This is a genomic window from Xanthobacter pseudotagetidis (assembly GCF_043194795.2).
GTDB lineage: Bacteria > Pseudomonadota > Alphaproteobacteria > Rhizobiales > Xanthobacteraceae > Xanthobacter > Xanthobacter tagetidis_A.
This window is the reverse complement of sequence record NZ_CM195534.1, coordinates 70,888-83,748: the sequence shown is the minus strand read 5'-3', so window position 1 is coordinate 83,748 and position 12,861 is coordinate 70,888. Positions and strand designations below refer to the sequence as shown.

The following is a 12,861-nucleotide window of genomic DNA, read 5'->3' as shown; positions in this document are numbered from 1 at the left end:
GGAAAGCGCCGTGGCACATACGGAGACGCAGGACACGACGACGCGTCGGGATTTCCTTTACATCGCGACCGGGGCCGTTGGCGCGGTGGGCGTCGCGGGCATGGTGTGGCCCTTCGTCTCCCAGCTCCAGCCGGACGCCTCGGTGCTCGCGCTTTCCACCACCGAGGTCGACCTCTCCCCCATCGCCGAAGGCCAGATCGTCACCGTCCAGTGGCGCGGCAAGCCGATCTTCATCTCCCACCGCACGCCGGCGGAGATCAAGTCGGCGCAGGACACCCCCCTGTCGGCCCTGCCGGACCCGCAGCCCGATTCGGCGCGCGTCAAGGAGGGCAAGGACCAGTGGCTGGTGGTGATCGGCATCTGCACCCATCTCGGCTGCGTGCCGCTGGGCCACCAGGGCCAGTACAACGGCTGGTTCTGCCCCTGCCACGGCTCGGTGTACGACACCTCCGGCCGCATCCGTCAGGGGCCGGCGCCGCTCAACCTCGAGCTCCCGCCCTACGCCTTCACCACCGACACCAAGATCTTGATCGGCTGACGCCTCCCGTCGCCCGGCGCTCGCCGCATCTATAAAGGGTTGGATCCCATGGAAGGACACTCCACCTATCAGCCGAAGGGCAAGCTCGCGCAGTGGTTCGAGAGCCGCTTGCCGATCGTCGGGCTGATTCACTCTTCGGCGGTGGCCTATCCGGTGCCGAAGAACCTGAACTATCTGTGGACCTTCGGCGCGATCCTCTCCTTCATGCTGGTGGTCCAGATCGTCTCGGGCGTGGTGCTCGCCATGCACTACGTGGCCTATGCGCCGGTCGCCTTCGCCCGGGTCGAGCACATCATGCGCGACGTGAGCTATGGCTGGCTGATCCGCTACATCCACGCCAACGGCGCCTCGATGTTCTTCATCGCGGTCTACATCCACATCTTCCGCGGCATGTATTACGGCTCCTACAAGGCGCCGCGCGAGGTGCTGTGGATCCTCGGCGTCATCATCTACCTGCTGATGATGGCCACCGGCTTCATGGGCTACGTCCTGCCCTGGGGGCAGATGTCGTTCTGGGGCGCCACCGTCATCACCAACCTGTTCTCCGCCATTCCGGTGGTGGGGCCGGTGATCGTCGAGTGGCTGTGGGGCGGCTACTCGGTTGGCGATCCGACGCTCAACCGCTTCTTCTCGCTCCACTATCTGCTGCCGTTCATGATCGCCGGCGTGGTCGGCCTCCACATCTGGGCGCTGCACCATGTGGGCCAGAACAACCCCGATGGCATCGATGTGAAGAGCGTGGCCAAGGACACCGTGCCGTTCACGCCCTACGCCACCATCAAGGACATCTTCGGGATGGTGGTGTTCATCATCTTCTTCTCGTGGTTCATCTTCTACATCCCGAACTATCTCGGCCACTCGGACAACTACATCCCGGCCAACCCGCTCTCGACCCCGGCGCACATCGTTCCGGAATGGTACTACCTGCCGTTCTACGCGATCCTGCGCTCGATCCCCGACAAGCTCGGCGGCGTGCTGGCGATGTTCGCGGCCATCGCGATCCTGGCCTTCCTGCCCTGGCTCGACACCTCCAAGGTGCGCTCGGCCAAGTACCGCCCGCTGTTCCGGCAGTTCTTCTGGGTCTTCGTGATCGTCTCGGTCGGCCTCGGCTATCTCGGCTCGCAGCCGGCCGAGGGCGGGTACGTGATCGCCTCGCGCATCCTGACCGCCTACTACTTCATCCATTTCCTCATCATCCTGCCGGTGCTGGGCATCGTCGAGCGGCCGAAGCCGATGCCGGCGTCCATCGCCGACGCGGTTCTCGCAAAGGGCGCCAAGGGGGGCGCGGCCGTGGTCACGGGGGCGTCCGCTCCCGAGACCCGCGGCTGACGGGCGCGGAGAGAAAGCCAATGACCATTCGCAGCATTCTCTTCGGTGCCGCCGCGGCGGTGCTCCTCGCCTCCTCGCCCGTGCTCGCCGCCGGCGGCGAGAGCCCGCGCCCCGAGCGCATGTCCTGGTCCTTCGCCGGCCCGTTCGGCACGTACGACCAGGGCCAGCTCCAGCGAGGCTTCAAGGTGTTCAAGGAGGTGTGCGCCGCGTGCCACTCGGCGAACTTCCTCTATTTCCGCAACCTCGCCCAGGAAGGCGGACCGGGCTTCTCCGAGGCCCAGGCCAAGCAGGTGGCGAGCGAGTACCAGATCACCGACGGGCCGAACGACGCGGGCGACATGTTCCAGCGCCCCGGCCGCCTGTCGGACCACTGGCCGGCGCCGTTCCCGAACGACAACGCCGCCCGCGCCTCCAACGGCGGCGCGCTGCCGCCGGACCTCTCGGTGATCGCCAAGGCCCGCTCCTACCATGTGGGCTTCCCGGGCTTCATCACCGACGCCTTCATCCAGTACCAGGAGCACGGCGTCGACTACATCCACGCGCTGCTCACCGGCTACGTGGACCCGCCGGCGGACGCGCACGTGCAGCCGGGCCTGCACTACAACAAGTACTTCCCCGGCCACCAGATCGCCATGCCGAAGCCCATCAGCGACGGCCAGGTGGAATACACCGACGGCGCGCCGCAGACGGTGGAGCAGTATTCCGAGGACGTGTCGGCCTTCCTGATGTGGCTCGCCGAGCCGCACCTCGACGCGCGCAAGCGCATCGGCTTCCAGGTGATGATCTTCCTGATCGTCTTCGCCGGCCTGCTCTACTTCACCAAGAAGAAGGTGTGGAAGAACGTCGCCCACTGACCGGGCCGGCGCGCGGCACCTGACCGAAGGGCCCCCTTGCGGGGCCCTTTGCCGTTTCCGGGGGAAGACCGGCGGCCGCGCGCCGGCTGCCGGCGTTTCGATTTGCCGGCCGGGCCGGGCTCCCGTTCAGAGCGCGATGCGATCAAATTGAATCAATTCGATCGGCGCGTGCTCTAATCGCCGCACCACGTGCCCGCCCATCCGCGCCGAGGACCGCGCCGCCCATGACGCCAGACGACTTCGCCGCCGCCATCCGCACCATCCCGGACTATCCCAAGCCCGGCATCCTGTTCCGCGACATCACCACCCTGCTCGGCGACCCGCGCGCCTTCCGCGCGGCGGTGGACGAGCTGGTGCAGCCCTGGGCCGGCGCCAAGATCGACAAGGTGGCGGGCATCGAGGCGCGCGGCTTCATCCTCGGCGGCGCGGTGGCGCACCAGCTCTCCGCCGGCTTCGTGCCGATCCGCAAGAAGGGCAAGCTGCCGCACCAGACCGTGCGCATGGCCTATGTGCTGGAGTACGGCCAGGACGAGATGGAGATGCACGTGGACGCCGTCGCCCCCGGCGAGCGGGTGCTGCTGGTGGACGACCTCGTCGCCACCGGCGGCACGGCGGTGGGCGCCGTGAAGCTGCTGCGCGCCATGGGCGCCAGGGTGGAGGCGGCCTGCTTCATCGTCGACCTGCCGGACCTCGGCGGCGCCGACAAGATCCGGGCCATGGACGTCCCGGTGCGCACCCTGGTCGCCTTTTCGGGGCACTGACGGGGCGCGCGCCCCCGCCGGCCGCGCGCGGGCGGTAACACGGGGACGCAATTCTTGAATGGATGAGGCCCGCGGAAGGCTTGGGGCGCCTCGCTTCCGCCCCGATGGCCGTGCTAGGGAGGCGCGAGCGGCGGTTTTCCGCCGCCTGCACCGGCAGTGGGCCGCGGGCGCCGGAGCGGGGCGCCTCCCCTGCCGCCGGCGGCAACACCGTGCGCCTGGCGGCGCCTTTCAGACCCGCCGACGCGGCAAGGCTTTAAGAGGGCTGACATTTCTAAGAGGCCTGACATGGCTCACACGGCAGCGCCCGACCGGGCGCGCCCCCTTCGCGTCGGTGTCACCGGCATCGGCATCATGGGCTCCAACCACGCCCGCGTGCTCAGCGCCATCGGCGGCGCCGAACTGGTCGCGGTGGCCGACCCCGACCAGGCCCAGGCCCAGCGGGTGGCGAGCTTCCTCGGCTGCCAGGCGGTGGGGGACCATCGCGATCTCCTGGCCCTCAGCCTCGACGCGGTGATCGTCGCCGCGCCCACCCACCTGCACCACCCCATCGCCCTCGACGTCATCGGCGCCGGCTGCGCGGTGCTGGTGGAGAAGCCCATCGCCTCCACCGCCGAGGAGGGCCGCGAGATCGTCGCCGCCGCCAAGGCCAAGGGCGTGACCCTCATGGTCGGCCATGTGGAGCGCTTCAATCCCGCCGTGCGCGCGGTCAAGGACGCGATCGCCGGCGAGAACATCCTCTCGGTCGCCTTCACCCGCGTCGGCCCGTTCCCGCCGCGCATGTCCAACGTGGGCGTGGTCATCGACCTCGCGGTGCACGACATCGACCTGATCCGCTGGCTCACCGACAGCGAGATCGTCGAGGTGCAGCCGCAGACCTCCGCCGCGCTCGCCGAGCGCGAGGACATCGCGCTGCTGCAGTTCCGCACCGCCTCCGGCGTGCTCGCCCACATCAACACCAACTGGCTCACCCCCTTCAAGGCGCGCACGGTGCACGTGGCGACCGCCCGCAAGTACGTGATCGGCGACCTGCTCACGCGCCAGGTGACCGAGCATTTCGACTACCGCCCGGACGGCTCCTACTCCACCCGGCATTTGCCGGTGGCCTATGCCGAGCCGCTGCGCGCCGAGCTCGAGAACTTCCTTGCCGCCGTGCGCGCGGGCACCGCGCCCGAGGTCACCGGCGAGCAGGGCGTCGCCAGCCTCGACATCGCCATCTCCTGCCTCGCCGAGCGCGCCGAGGCGCGCGAGCGCTCCTCCCGCCGCCGCGCCGCGGCGGGCTGAGCCCATCCGTCCCCCCGAGGATCATTCATGACCGCTTCCGCGACGGCGCCCGCGCCCATCGCCTTCATCGACCTTGCCGCCCAGCGCGCGCGCATCGGCGCCCGCATCGATCAGGCGGTGCAGCGCGTGCTCGACTCCTGCCGCTTCGTCAACGGGCCGGAGGTGCTCGCGTTCGAGGAGAAGCTCGCCGCCTTCGCCGGGGCGAAGCACGCCGTCTCCTGCTCCAGCGGCACCGACGCGCTGGCGCTGATCCTCATGGCCTGGGGCGTGAAGGCGGGCGACGCGGTGTTCTGCCCCGCCTTCACCTTCTGCGCCACCGCCGAGGTGGTGCCCTATCTCGGCGCCACCCCGGTGTTCGTGGACGTGAAGGCGGACACCTTCAACATGGACCCGGACAGCCTTGAGCAGGCGATCGCGGTCGCCATCGAGCAGGGCCTGGATCCGAAGGTGGTGATCCCGGTGGACCTGTTCGGCCAGCCGGCGGACTATGACGCGCTGCTGCCGATCGCCGAGCAGCACGGCCTCAAGGTGCTGTGCGACACCGCGCAGGGCTTCGGCGGCACCTGGAACAACAAGCGCACCGGCTCCATCGGCGACGCCACCGCCACCTCGTTCTTCCCGGCCAAGCCGCTCGGCTGCTACGGCGACGGCGGCGCCATCCTCACCGACGACGCCGACCTCGTGGCGGTGCTGAAAAGCCTGCGCGAGCACGGCCAGGGCACCGACAAGTACCAGAACGTGCGCATCGGCATGACGGCGCGCCTCGACACCATCCAGGCCGCCGTGCTGCTGGAGAAGCTCGCCGTGTTCGAGGCGGAGATCGCCGCCCGCGAGCAGGTGGCGCGGCGCTACAACGCGCTCCTGAAGGACGTCTGCCAGGTGCCGGCGGTGGACCGGCGCGCCACCTCGGTGTGGGCGCAGTACACCATCCGCCTCGCCGCCGGCCGGCGCGACGGCCTCGCCGACGCGCTCAAGGCCGAGGGCATTCCCACGGCGGTCTATTACCGCCTGCCCATGCACCTGCAGCCCGCCTACAAGCATTACCCCGCCGCTGGCGCCCTCCTGCCGGTGTGCGAGGCGCTGGCGGAGGAGGTGATCTCGCTGCCCATGCACCCGGACCTCGATGAAGCGACCCAGGACCGCATCGTCGGCGCGGTGCGCCGGGCGCTCGGCGCGTAGGACGGCGTGGCGGGCCAGCGCGCCTCAGCGCCGGTGCCCGGCCCTGTAGGCCGCCGGGCGCTGGAAGGTGCCGGCCCACATTCCGCGCCGGGCGGCGCGCGCCTCCGCCTCCTTCGCGTGGTAGGCGCCAAAGGCCACCGCGAGCCCCTGGCGCACCAGCAGCGCGCCGAGATCGGCGCCCGCCACGGCGCAATGGGCCAGCGGGCGGTCGTAGTCGTCGCGCTCGGAGAAGGTGCAGGCGACCTCGCCCTTCTTCAGCGCCGCGGCGAGCGCGGCCTTCGCCTCGCGCCCGCAGGGCCAGTCCCGGCCGTCGCGGGTGCAGGTCTGGGCCAGCTCGGGCGCGTCCATGCCCTTCAGCCGCACATGCTCGCCGTTCAGCACCAGCGTGTCGCCGTCCGCCGCGCGGGCCGCGCCCGACACGTCCTCCCTGAGCAGCCACTCCGCCAGCACGGCGAGGCCCGCCAGGAGGAGGACGGCGAACACCACGTCGAGGCGGCGCAGGCGCATGGTCTGGAGCGCGCTCCCTTCGCGCGGACGGGACGGCCCCGCGCCGCCGTCATCATGAAGGCGGATTCGCCGCGCCACCGCAAACGGTGGAGGAACGCCTTGTCGCCCGGCGCCGTTAACGCATCGTTAACCCTGCGGGCGGACGGTGATCGCGGATATGCGCGCTCCCCCGCCGGCCGGCTCCGGCCCGCGCGGGCCGCGGAGGGCTCCGCCCCATGAGAGGCACGCAGCAACGCCCCGACGGCGGCCCGGCGAGAGCGCCGGGCGCGCCCACGCGCCGCTCCCCGGCTGGAACCGCGTTCCTGGCCATCGCCGGGACCTTCCTTTTTCTGACGCTGCTGATCGCCGCCGGCACGGTGCTCGGCACCGCCGGCCTCGGCGTGCTGGCGCTTGTTGCCGCCGGCATCGCGCTCGGCGCCTATGGCGCCCGCCGCCTCGGCGGCGGCGCGGCCGGGCGCCGCGAGGCGGAGCTTGCCGCAAGGCTCGCCGAGGCGGAGGCGGCATGCCGCCGCGCCGAGGCGGAAAGCGCGGCGAAATCCCGCTTCCTCGCCGAGATGAGTCACGAGCTGCGCACGCCGCTCAACACCGTCATGGGCTTTTCCGAGATGATGGCCCAGGAGGTGCTCGGCCCGCACCGCATCCCGGCCTATGGCGGCTATGCGCGCGACATCCTCGCCTCGGCGCGCCACCTGCTGGCGCTGGCCGACGACCTGCTCGACCTCGCGCGCATCGAGAGCGGCCACCGGGTGCTGCTGGAGACGGCGGTGCGGCTCGACCTCCTCGCCCGCGAGACCCTCGCCATGATGGCGCCGGAGGCGAAGCGGCGCGGCCTCGCGCTCCACGCGGAAGGGGCGCCGCTGCGTCTGTGGGCGGACGAGCGGGCGCTCCGGCAGATGCTGCTCAACCTCATGGGCAATGCGGTGAAGTTCACGCCCGCCGGCGGCGAGGTGCGCCTCTTGTGGGAGCTTCGGGACGGCGCGCCGGCGATCCGCGTCGAGGACACCGGGCGCGGGCTCGCCGAGTGCGAGCTGCCCTTGGAGGACGCGCGCCACCGCGAGAGCCGGGTGGACCTTTCCTCCGGGCGGGGCGCGGGGCTCGGGCTCGCCATCGTCGAGGGCCTCGCCGCGCTCCATGGCGGCAGCCTCGCTCTGACGCGGCGCGCCGGCGGCGGCACGCGGGCGAGCCTCGTTCTGCCGGCGGGCCGGGTGCTGGCGCCGGAGCCGCCGGCCGTTGGGTCCACGGGGCTCACAGGCGCGGCAGCTTGAGGAGCATGACCGCAAATTTCTCGAATGTTGTTCAGAGGCCGTGATGCATCAAGCGGCGTTCTTTCTATTTTTCTTATTGATTGGGCTCTTTTGGGCCGGCCCTGCAATGACACCAGGGCTGATGAATATTAATATTGCAGGTTCAATTCTTGCTGCTCGCCCAACAGTTTGTTCGACAGATTGGGGGAAATATTATATCGATGTAACAGAATTTTTCAGGTCAACGGTGAATGGAATGCATTTTTCTAATTTTATTTCAGAATTACAATATTTAAATAATCTTAATAAATCAAAATTTGATGAACAAAGTTATAATATCGGAGAAATTTATGTATTTGGAATAATAGGAGGATCTTTTTTATGCGGTATAAATATATTTAGCTTGAATTGGGACGTGGCGATCAAAGTAAAATATTTAGGGCATGACCAGATCGAATTAATTGAAGCCCGGGTTATCGACAAGACGGTGTGGCCATAATTCCGAGATCTGACCGGTGTTCCGACAGTCAAGCCGCGCCCCCGCCGTGCCTGTCCCTCCGTGCGTCGCCTCACCCCCCCGAAACCCCCGCCTCGGCGAAGGTCGCCATGCCGGAATGGCACGCCAACGCCGCCTTGATGACGCCCACCGCCAGCGCCGCGCCCGAGCCCTCGCCGAGCCGCATGCCGAGGTCGAGGATGGGCCGCAGCTTGAGCCGCTCCAGCAGCGCGCGGTGCGCCTTCTCGGCGGAGACGTGGCCGGCGATGCAATGGTCGAGGGCGGACGGGTCCATGGCGTGGAGCACGGCGGCGGCCGCCGTCACCACGTAGCCGTCGAGCACCACCGGCACCTTCTCGTGCCGCGCGGCGAGGATGGCGCCGGCGATCGCCGCCAGCTCCCGCCCGCCGAGCCGGCGCAGCACCTCCAGCGGGTCGGTAAGCTGGCCCGCGTTGAGGGCGACGGCGTCGCGCACCGCCGCGATCTTGCGCGCCATCACGGCATCGTCGGCGCCGGTGCCGGCGCCCACCCAGTCCTCGGCCGTCCCGCCATAGAGGCCATGGCAGACGGCGGCGGCCACCGTGGTGTTGCCGATGCCCATCTCGCCGAGGCACAGAAGGTCCGCCCCGCCGGAGATGGCCTGCATGCCGAAGGCGATGGTGCCGGCGCAGGTGCGCTCGTCGAAGGCCGGGCCCTCGACGATGTCGGGGGTGGGATGGTCCACCGCCAGCTCGAACACACGAAGGCCAGCCTCGAAGGTGGCGCAGATCTGGTTCACCGCCGCCTTGCCGGCGGTGAAGGTGTCCATCATCTGCCGCGTCACGGCGCTGGGGTAGGGCGAGACGCCGCGTTCGGCGACGCCGTGGGTGCCGGCGAACACCACCACCATGGGCCGCAGCACCTGCGGCATCGGCTTGCCCTGCCAGGCGGCGAGGTGGGCGGCGATCTCCTCCAGGCGCCCCAGCGCGCCCGGCGGCTTCACCAGCCCCGCCTGCCGCTCCCAGGCGGCGGCGCGCGCGCCTTCGTCCGGCCCCGGCATGGAGGCGACCAGCGCGCGGATGTCGTCGAAGGGAAGGCCGGTGGCGGGCGGCATCGATGTGGACATGAACACGGCGGCTCCAGTGGCCTGCGGGTTCTAGAGCGCATCGGTCGTGGCGGCAAACATCCGTGCCGGCGCGGCAGGCTTGGCATGCCGCGAGGAGGGCGCTAGGTTCGCCCGATGATGTTCATGTCCACCTTCTTCCCCCTCGTCTGAGCCGCCGGCGCCGGCACGGCGCATGCGCAGCCAACGGGAATGACGGCCCCGCCTCGCGGCGGCCGCAGGGAGATATGGGACATGGGAAATCTTTCCTCGGGTCTGAGCGCGGCTCAGATCGAGCATTTCATTGACCAGGGGTATGTGCGTCTCGACGGAGCCTTTGATGCCGCGCTCGCGCGGCAGGGGCGCGAGGCGCTGTGGGCGCAGATCGGCCTTACGCCGGACGCGCCCGAAGGCTGGACGCGCCCGGTGGTGCGCGTCGGCTTCATGGCAGGCGCCCCCTTCGCCGCTGCGGCGAACACCAAACGGCTGCACATCGCCTATGACGCGCTCGCGGGCGCGGGCCGGTGGGTGAAGCCGTCCGGGCTAGGGTCGTTCGCGATCCGCTTTCCCTCGCCGGACGATCCGGGTGACACCGGCTGGCACGTGGACATGAGCTTCGGCACCGAGAGCCCCGACTTCATGCAGTGGCGCGCCAACATCTTGAGCTGCGGGCGGGCGCTGCTGATGCTGTTCCTGTTCTCGGACGTGGGGCTGGACGACGCCCCCACCCGGCTGCGGGCGGGCTCTCACGCCCACATCGCCCGGCAGCTGCTGCCGTGGGGCGAGGAGGGGCTGAGCCTCGCGGAGCTTGCGGCGGACGGATTCGCCTCGAGCGCCCATTGCCCGGAGGCGCTCGCCACCGGTGCCGCGGGAACGGTCTATCTGTGCCACCCGTTCCTGGTGCACGCGGCCCAGCCGCATCGGGGAACGCGGCCGCGCTTGCTGGCCCAGCCGGCGCTCCTGCCCGCCGGGTCGTTCGACCCGGCGCTGGCGGCCTCGCCGGTCCAGCGCGCCATCCGCGGCGCCTGCGGCCTCGGCTGAGGCCGCCTGATCTGGCCCGGCTTCGCGCCGGGCCGGATCAGGCGATGATGCCCTTCTCCTTCAGGAAGGCGAGCATGATGGCGCGGGAGGTCTCGGGCTGCTCGATCTGGAGCAGGTGGCCGCCGCCCTGCACGGCGGCGTAGTCGAAGCCGTTCTCGGTGCCCAGCGCGCGGTTCGAGAAGGCGGTGGGCGGCGTGCCTTTCATGTCCGGGTCGGCGGCGATCAGCTTGGTGGGGCCACGGAACTCGGACGCCATCGGCCACAGATCGAGGGTCAGCGCCTGGAGGTAGATCGCCGCCTCCAGCTCGCGCGGCAGCACGGTGGCGAAGCCGCCCTTGCCGTCGGGCCGCAGCGTCGCGTTGGCCATGTCGACGCGCGCCTCGTCCACCCAGCGGGCCTGGGCGCGGCCCTCGCGGAAGCTGGCGATCAGCTCGTCGACGCTGGCATAGGTCTCCTGCCGCTCCATGGCCCACTGCACCAGCTTGACCTCGAACTGGCGCATGGGCTCGAACAGCTTGTGTCCCTCCGGCGGCACGCTCGGCGGGTCGAACAGCACCAAAGCGTCCCACACCCAGCCCTGCTCCACCGCATGCTTCATGGCGGCGCGCGAGGAGAAGGAGTGGAACACGCCCACCGTGGTCTTGTGCCCGTAGCGGCGCGCGATCTCGGCGCGGATCTCGCCCACGTCGAGCGCGAGGCGCCCGTAATGGTGCGCCGAGCGCCGGCCCACGGGGCTCTTTCCGTGGTTGCGCATGTCGTAGAGGAACACGTCGAAATCGGCCAGCAGGGGCTCGAAGAACACCCGGTAGCCGTCGATGGCGAAGCCGTTGCCATGGGTGATCAGCATCCGCACGCCGTCGGGGTTGCCGACGCGGCGGCCGACCACCTCGGCCCCGTCGCTCATGGTGAGGGTGAACGGCTCTTGGGTCGTCATCTGGGGCGTGTCCTTCGGGAAATTCCATGTGGCCTCGGCCGGGCGCGCCCGGCTCCCCTCCCCCTTGTGGGGAGGGGTGAGGGGGCGGGGGTCTCGCTCCCTTGAGGGCGCGCGTTGCGGCACCCCCACCCCTGCCCCTCCCCGCAAGGGGGAGGGGGTCTTGCGTGTCGTCGATCAATGCCGGGCGAGATAGTCCTTCACCGTGGCGATGAAGGCCGGCGGGTTCTCGGCCGGGGTGATGTGGCCGGCGTCCGGGATCACGGCGTGCTCGGCGCCGGGGATCTTGGCCACCGCCTCGGCGAGGATCTGCGGCGGGGCGCCCTTGTCCTTGGCGCCGCCGAGGATCAGCACCGGCACGCGGATCTCGTGGAGGCGCGGGCCATAGGAGAGCGTCTTCAGCGCCTCGCAGCAGCCCGCATGGCCGATCGTGGTGGCCTTGCGGATCATGGCGCGCACCTTGTCCAGCTCCGGCGGGTTCTTGGCCCGCGTCTCCGGCGTGAACCAGCGCTCGATCGAGGGCTCCACCACCGCCTCCATGCCGCCCTCGGCGGCGAGGTCGATGCGGTGCTGGAAGTAGGCGGCATAGTCCGGCGGCGCGTCGGGACGCGAGTCGCAGGCGATGAGCGAGATGATCCGGTCCGGATGGTTCATGGCGAGGCCGTAGCCCAGCATGCCGCCGATGGAGAGGCCCACCCAGTGGGTCTTCTCGATGCCGAGCGCATCGAGCAGGCCGATGGCGTCGGCCTCCAGCTCCGGGAAGGTGTAGGGGCCGGGCACCGCCGGGCTTTCGCCGTGGCCGCGCTGGTCGTAGCGCAGCACCCGGTAGCGGTCCTTGAGGCTCGCCGCCACGTCGTCCCACAGGTGCAGGTTGTTGGCGAGCGCATGGGAGAAGGTCACCCACGGCGCGCCCTCGGGACCGTCGATCTCGACGTTCAGCTCGGTCCCGTTCTTGGTCTTCACAAGCATTGCGGCCTCTTCATCTCGAACAATGCGTCTCGCCTGACGTCATCCTCCGGCGTGTCCGGGGATCCACCCTGAGGCCCAGCTGGCGCCTCCCGCGGTGCGCGGCGCCAACGGCCCCGTGGATGCCCCGGACAAGCCGGGGCATGACGGCTCCTGAAATCAGATCAGCTGTTGTCGCCCACATAGGTGAGGTCGTCGGAGATCTTCAGCTCGATGAGCACGTTCTCCGGGGCGCTCTCGGGGGCGAGCATGGAGCGGTGGGCGATGCCCTTGGGGATGAAGAGCATGTCGCCCTCCTTCATGATGCGGGTGCCCATCTCGGTCTCCCACTTCAGCGCGCCCTTGACGCAGAAGATGATCTCGTGGGCGTCGATGTTGCGGTGCCAGAAGCCCATGTCCTCCTTGGACCGCTTGGACAGGTCCACCTTCACCTTGTCGGAGGTGTAGAGGCGCAGCGGCGTGCCGTCCGCCTTGTTGCGGTTGGACGGCTGGAAGTGCTCGGAGAAGATGTTGAACATGCGGAAGATGTCCGCGTTCTCCAGCACGCCCTCGTTGGCGATCGGGCTGTCCTTGTGGGCGAGCACCACGTTCTTGCCGAAGATGGTGACGACCTCGCGCTTGATATCGCTCATGAAATTTTCCTCCAGAAAAGA

At 69.5% G+C, this 12,861-nt stretch carries 14 protein-coding genes; 9 read left to right on the top strand and 5 right to left on the bottom strand.

The annotated features are described in order from the left end of the window. Positions 1-10 precede the first annotated feature (10 nt). From petA to V5F67_RS00390, 6 genes are all read left to right on the top strand, one after another. Complete coding sequence (petA, locus tag V5F67_RS00415) at positions 11-538, top strand: ubiquinol-cytochrome c reductase iron-sulfur subunit (RefSeq protein WP_394020968.1); 528 nt, start codon at positions 11-13, stop codon at positions 536-538. 48 nt (positions 539-586) lie between these two features. Beyond that, the gene (locus V5F67_RS00410; protein WP_394020969.1) at positions 587-1,867 is read left to right on the top strand and encodes a cytochrome b; all 1,281 of its coding nucleotides are present in this window, start codon (positions 587-589) and stop codon (positions 1,865-1,867) included. Positions 1,868-1,887: 20 nt separating this feature from the next. Next, positions 1,888-2,721 carry a cytochrome c1 gene (locus V5F67_RS00405; RefSeq protein ID WP_394020970.1) on the top strand — a complete coding sequence of 278 codons (834 nt, stop codon included), beginning with the start codon at positions 1,888-1,890 and terminating at the stop codon, positions 2,719-2,721. Between the two features lie 224 nt (positions 2,722-2,945). Beyond that, positions 2,946-3,482 carry an adenine phosphoribosyltransferase gene (locus tag V5F67_RS00400; RefSeq protein ID WP_394020971.1) on the top strand — a complete coding sequence of 179 codons (537 nt, stop codon included), beginning with the start codon at positions 2,946-2,948 and terminating at the stop codon, positions 3,480-3,482. A 285-nt stretch (positions 3,483-3,767) separates the two neighbouring features. Beyond that, positions 3,768-4,763 carry a Gfo/Idh/MocA family oxidoreductase gene (locus V5F67_RS00395; RefSeq protein ID WP_394020972.1) on the top strand — a complete coding sequence of 332 codons (996 nt, stop codon included), beginning with the start codon at positions 3,768-3,770 and terminating at the stop codon, positions 4,761-4,763. A 27-nt stretch (positions 4,764-4,790) separates the two neighbouring features. Next, positions 4,791-5,942 carry a DegT/DnrJ/EryC1/StrS family aminotransferase gene (locus tag V5F67_RS00390; protein ID WP_394020973.1) on the top strand — a complete coding sequence of 384 codons (1,152 nt, stop codon included), beginning with the start codon at positions 4,791-4,793 and terminating at the stop codon, positions 5,940-5,942. A gap of 24 nt (positions 5,943-5,966) precedes the next feature. On the opposite strand, the gene V5F67_RS00385 is transcribed toward V5F67_RS00390, so the two are convergent. Continuing rightward, positions 5,967-6,449, bottom strand: coding sequence for a thermonuclease family protein (locus tag V5F67_RS00385; RefSeq protein ID WP_394020974.1), 483 nt, complete (start codon positions 6,447-6,449; stop codon positions 5,967-5,969). Positions 6,450-6,664: 215 nt separating this feature from the next. Here V5F67_RS00385 and V5F67_RS00380 point away from each other — a divergent pair, with 215 nt between their 5' ends. Beyond that, on the top strand, positions 6,665-7,714 hold the full coding sequence (locus V5F67_RS00380) for a sensor histidine kinase (protein WP_394020975.1): 1,050 nt from the start codon (positions 6,665-6,667) through the stop codon (positions 7,712-7,714). A gap of 43 nt (positions 7,715-7,757) precedes the next feature. Then, positions 7,758-8,192 carry a hypothetical protein gene (locus V5F67_RS00375; protein ID WP_394020976.1) on the top strand — a complete coding sequence of 145 codons (435 nt, stop codon included), beginning with the start codon at positions 7,758-7,760 and terminating at the stop codon, positions 8,190-8,192. Positions 8,193-8,262: 70 nt separating this feature from the next. Here the strand turns inward: V5F67_RS00375 and cobT are convergent, their stop codons facing one another. Then, on the bottom strand, positions 8,263-9,294 hold the full coding sequence (gene cobT, locus V5F67_RS00370) for a nicotinate-nucleotide--dimethylbenzimidazole phosphoribosyltransferase (RefSeq protein WP_394020977.1): 1,032 nt from the start codon (positions 9,292-9,294) through the stop codon (positions 8,263-8,265). A 231-nt stretch (positions 9,295-9,525) separates the two neighbouring features. Between cobT and V5F67_RS00365 the strand changes: the two genes are divergently transcribed. Then, positions 9,526-10,311 (top strand): phytanoyl-CoA dioxygenase family protein, encoded by a 786-nt coding sequence (locus V5F67_RS00365; protein ID WP_394020978.1) that lies wholly within the window; start codon positions 9,526-9,528, stop codon positions 10,309-10,311. A 37-nt stretch (positions 10,312-10,348) separates the two neighbouring features. Here the strand turns inward: V5F67_RS00365 and V5F67_RS00360 are convergent, their stop codons facing one another. The 3 genes from V5F67_RS00360 to V5F67_RS00350 form a co-directional block, all read right to left on the bottom strand. After that, positions 10,349-11,245 (bottom strand): alpha/beta fold hydrolase, encoded by an 897-nt coding sequence (locus V5F67_RS00360; RefSeq protein ID WP_394020979.1) that lies wholly within the window; start codon positions 11,243-11,245, stop codon positions 10,349-10,351. A 174-nt stretch (positions 11,246-11,419) separates the two neighbouring features. Then, the gene (locus V5F67_RS00355) at positions 11,420-12,211 is read right to left on the bottom strand and encodes an alpha/beta fold hydrolase (RefSeq protein ID WP_394020980.1); all 792 of its coding nucleotides are present in this window, start codon (positions 12,209-12,211) and stop codon (positions 11,420-11,422) included. 161 nt (positions 12,212-12,372) lie between these two features. Next, entirely contained in the window at positions 12,373-12,840 is a 468-nt protein-coding gene (locus V5F67_RS00350) for a cupin domain-containing protein (protein WP_394020981.1), read from the bottom strand. Between the last annotated feature and the right edge of the window lie 21 nt (positions 12,841-12,861).

Bases quoted from the DNA above. Each gene is read 5' to 3' on its own strand.
- V5F67_RS00410 (WP_394020969.1), top strand. From the start codon at position 587: ATGGAAGGACACTCCACCTATCAGCCGAAGGGCAAGCTCGCGCAGTGG.
- V5F67_RS00405 (WP_394020970.1), top strand. From the start codon at position 1,888: ATGACCATTCGCAGCATTCTCTTCGGTGCCGCCGCGGCGGTGCTCCTC.
- V5F67_RS00400 (WP_394020971.1), top strand. From the start codon at position 2,946: ATGACGCCAGACGACTTCGCCGCCGCCATCCGCACCATCCCGGACTAT.
- V5F67_RS00395 (WP_394020972.1), top strand. From the start codon at position 3,768: ATGGCTCACACGGCAGCGCCCGACCGGGCGCGCCCCCTTCGCGTCGGT.
- V5F67_RS00390 (WP_394020973.1), top strand. From the start codon at position 4,791: ATGACCGCTTCCGCGACGGCGCCCGCGCCCATCGCCTTCATCGACCTT.
- V5F67_RS00385 (WP_394020974.1), bottom strand. From the start codon at position 6,449: ATGCGCCTGCGCCGCCTCGACGTGGTGTTCGCCGTCCTCCTCCTGGCG.
- V5F67_RS00380 (WP_394020975.1), top strand. From the start codon at position 6,665: ATGAGAGGCACGCAGCAACGCCCCGACGGCGGCCCGGCGAGAGCGCCG.
- V5F67_RS00375 (WP_394020976.1), top strand. From the start codon at position 7,758: ATGCATCAAGCGGCGTTCTTTCTATTTTTCTTATTGATTGGGCTCTTT.
- cobT (WP_394020977.1), bottom strand. From the start codon at position 9,294: ATGTCCACATCGATGCCGCCCGCCACCGGCCTTCCCTTCGACGACATC.
- V5F67_RS00365 (WP_394020978.1), top strand. From the start codon at position 9,526: ATGGGAAATCTTTCCTCGGGTCTGAGCGCGGCTCAGATCGAGCATTTC.
- V5F67_RS00360 (WP_394020979.1), bottom strand. From the start codon at position 11,245: ATGACGACCCAAGAGCCGTTCACCCTCACCATGAGCGACGGGGCCGAG.
- V5F67_RS00355 (WP_394020980.1), bottom strand. From the start codon at position 12,211: ATGCTTGTGAAGACCAAGAACGGGACCGAGCTGAACGTCGAGATCGAC.
- V5F67_RS00350 (WP_394020981.1), bottom strand. From the start codon at position 12,840: ATGAGCGATATCAAGCGCGAGGTCGTCACCATCTTCGGCAAGAACGTG.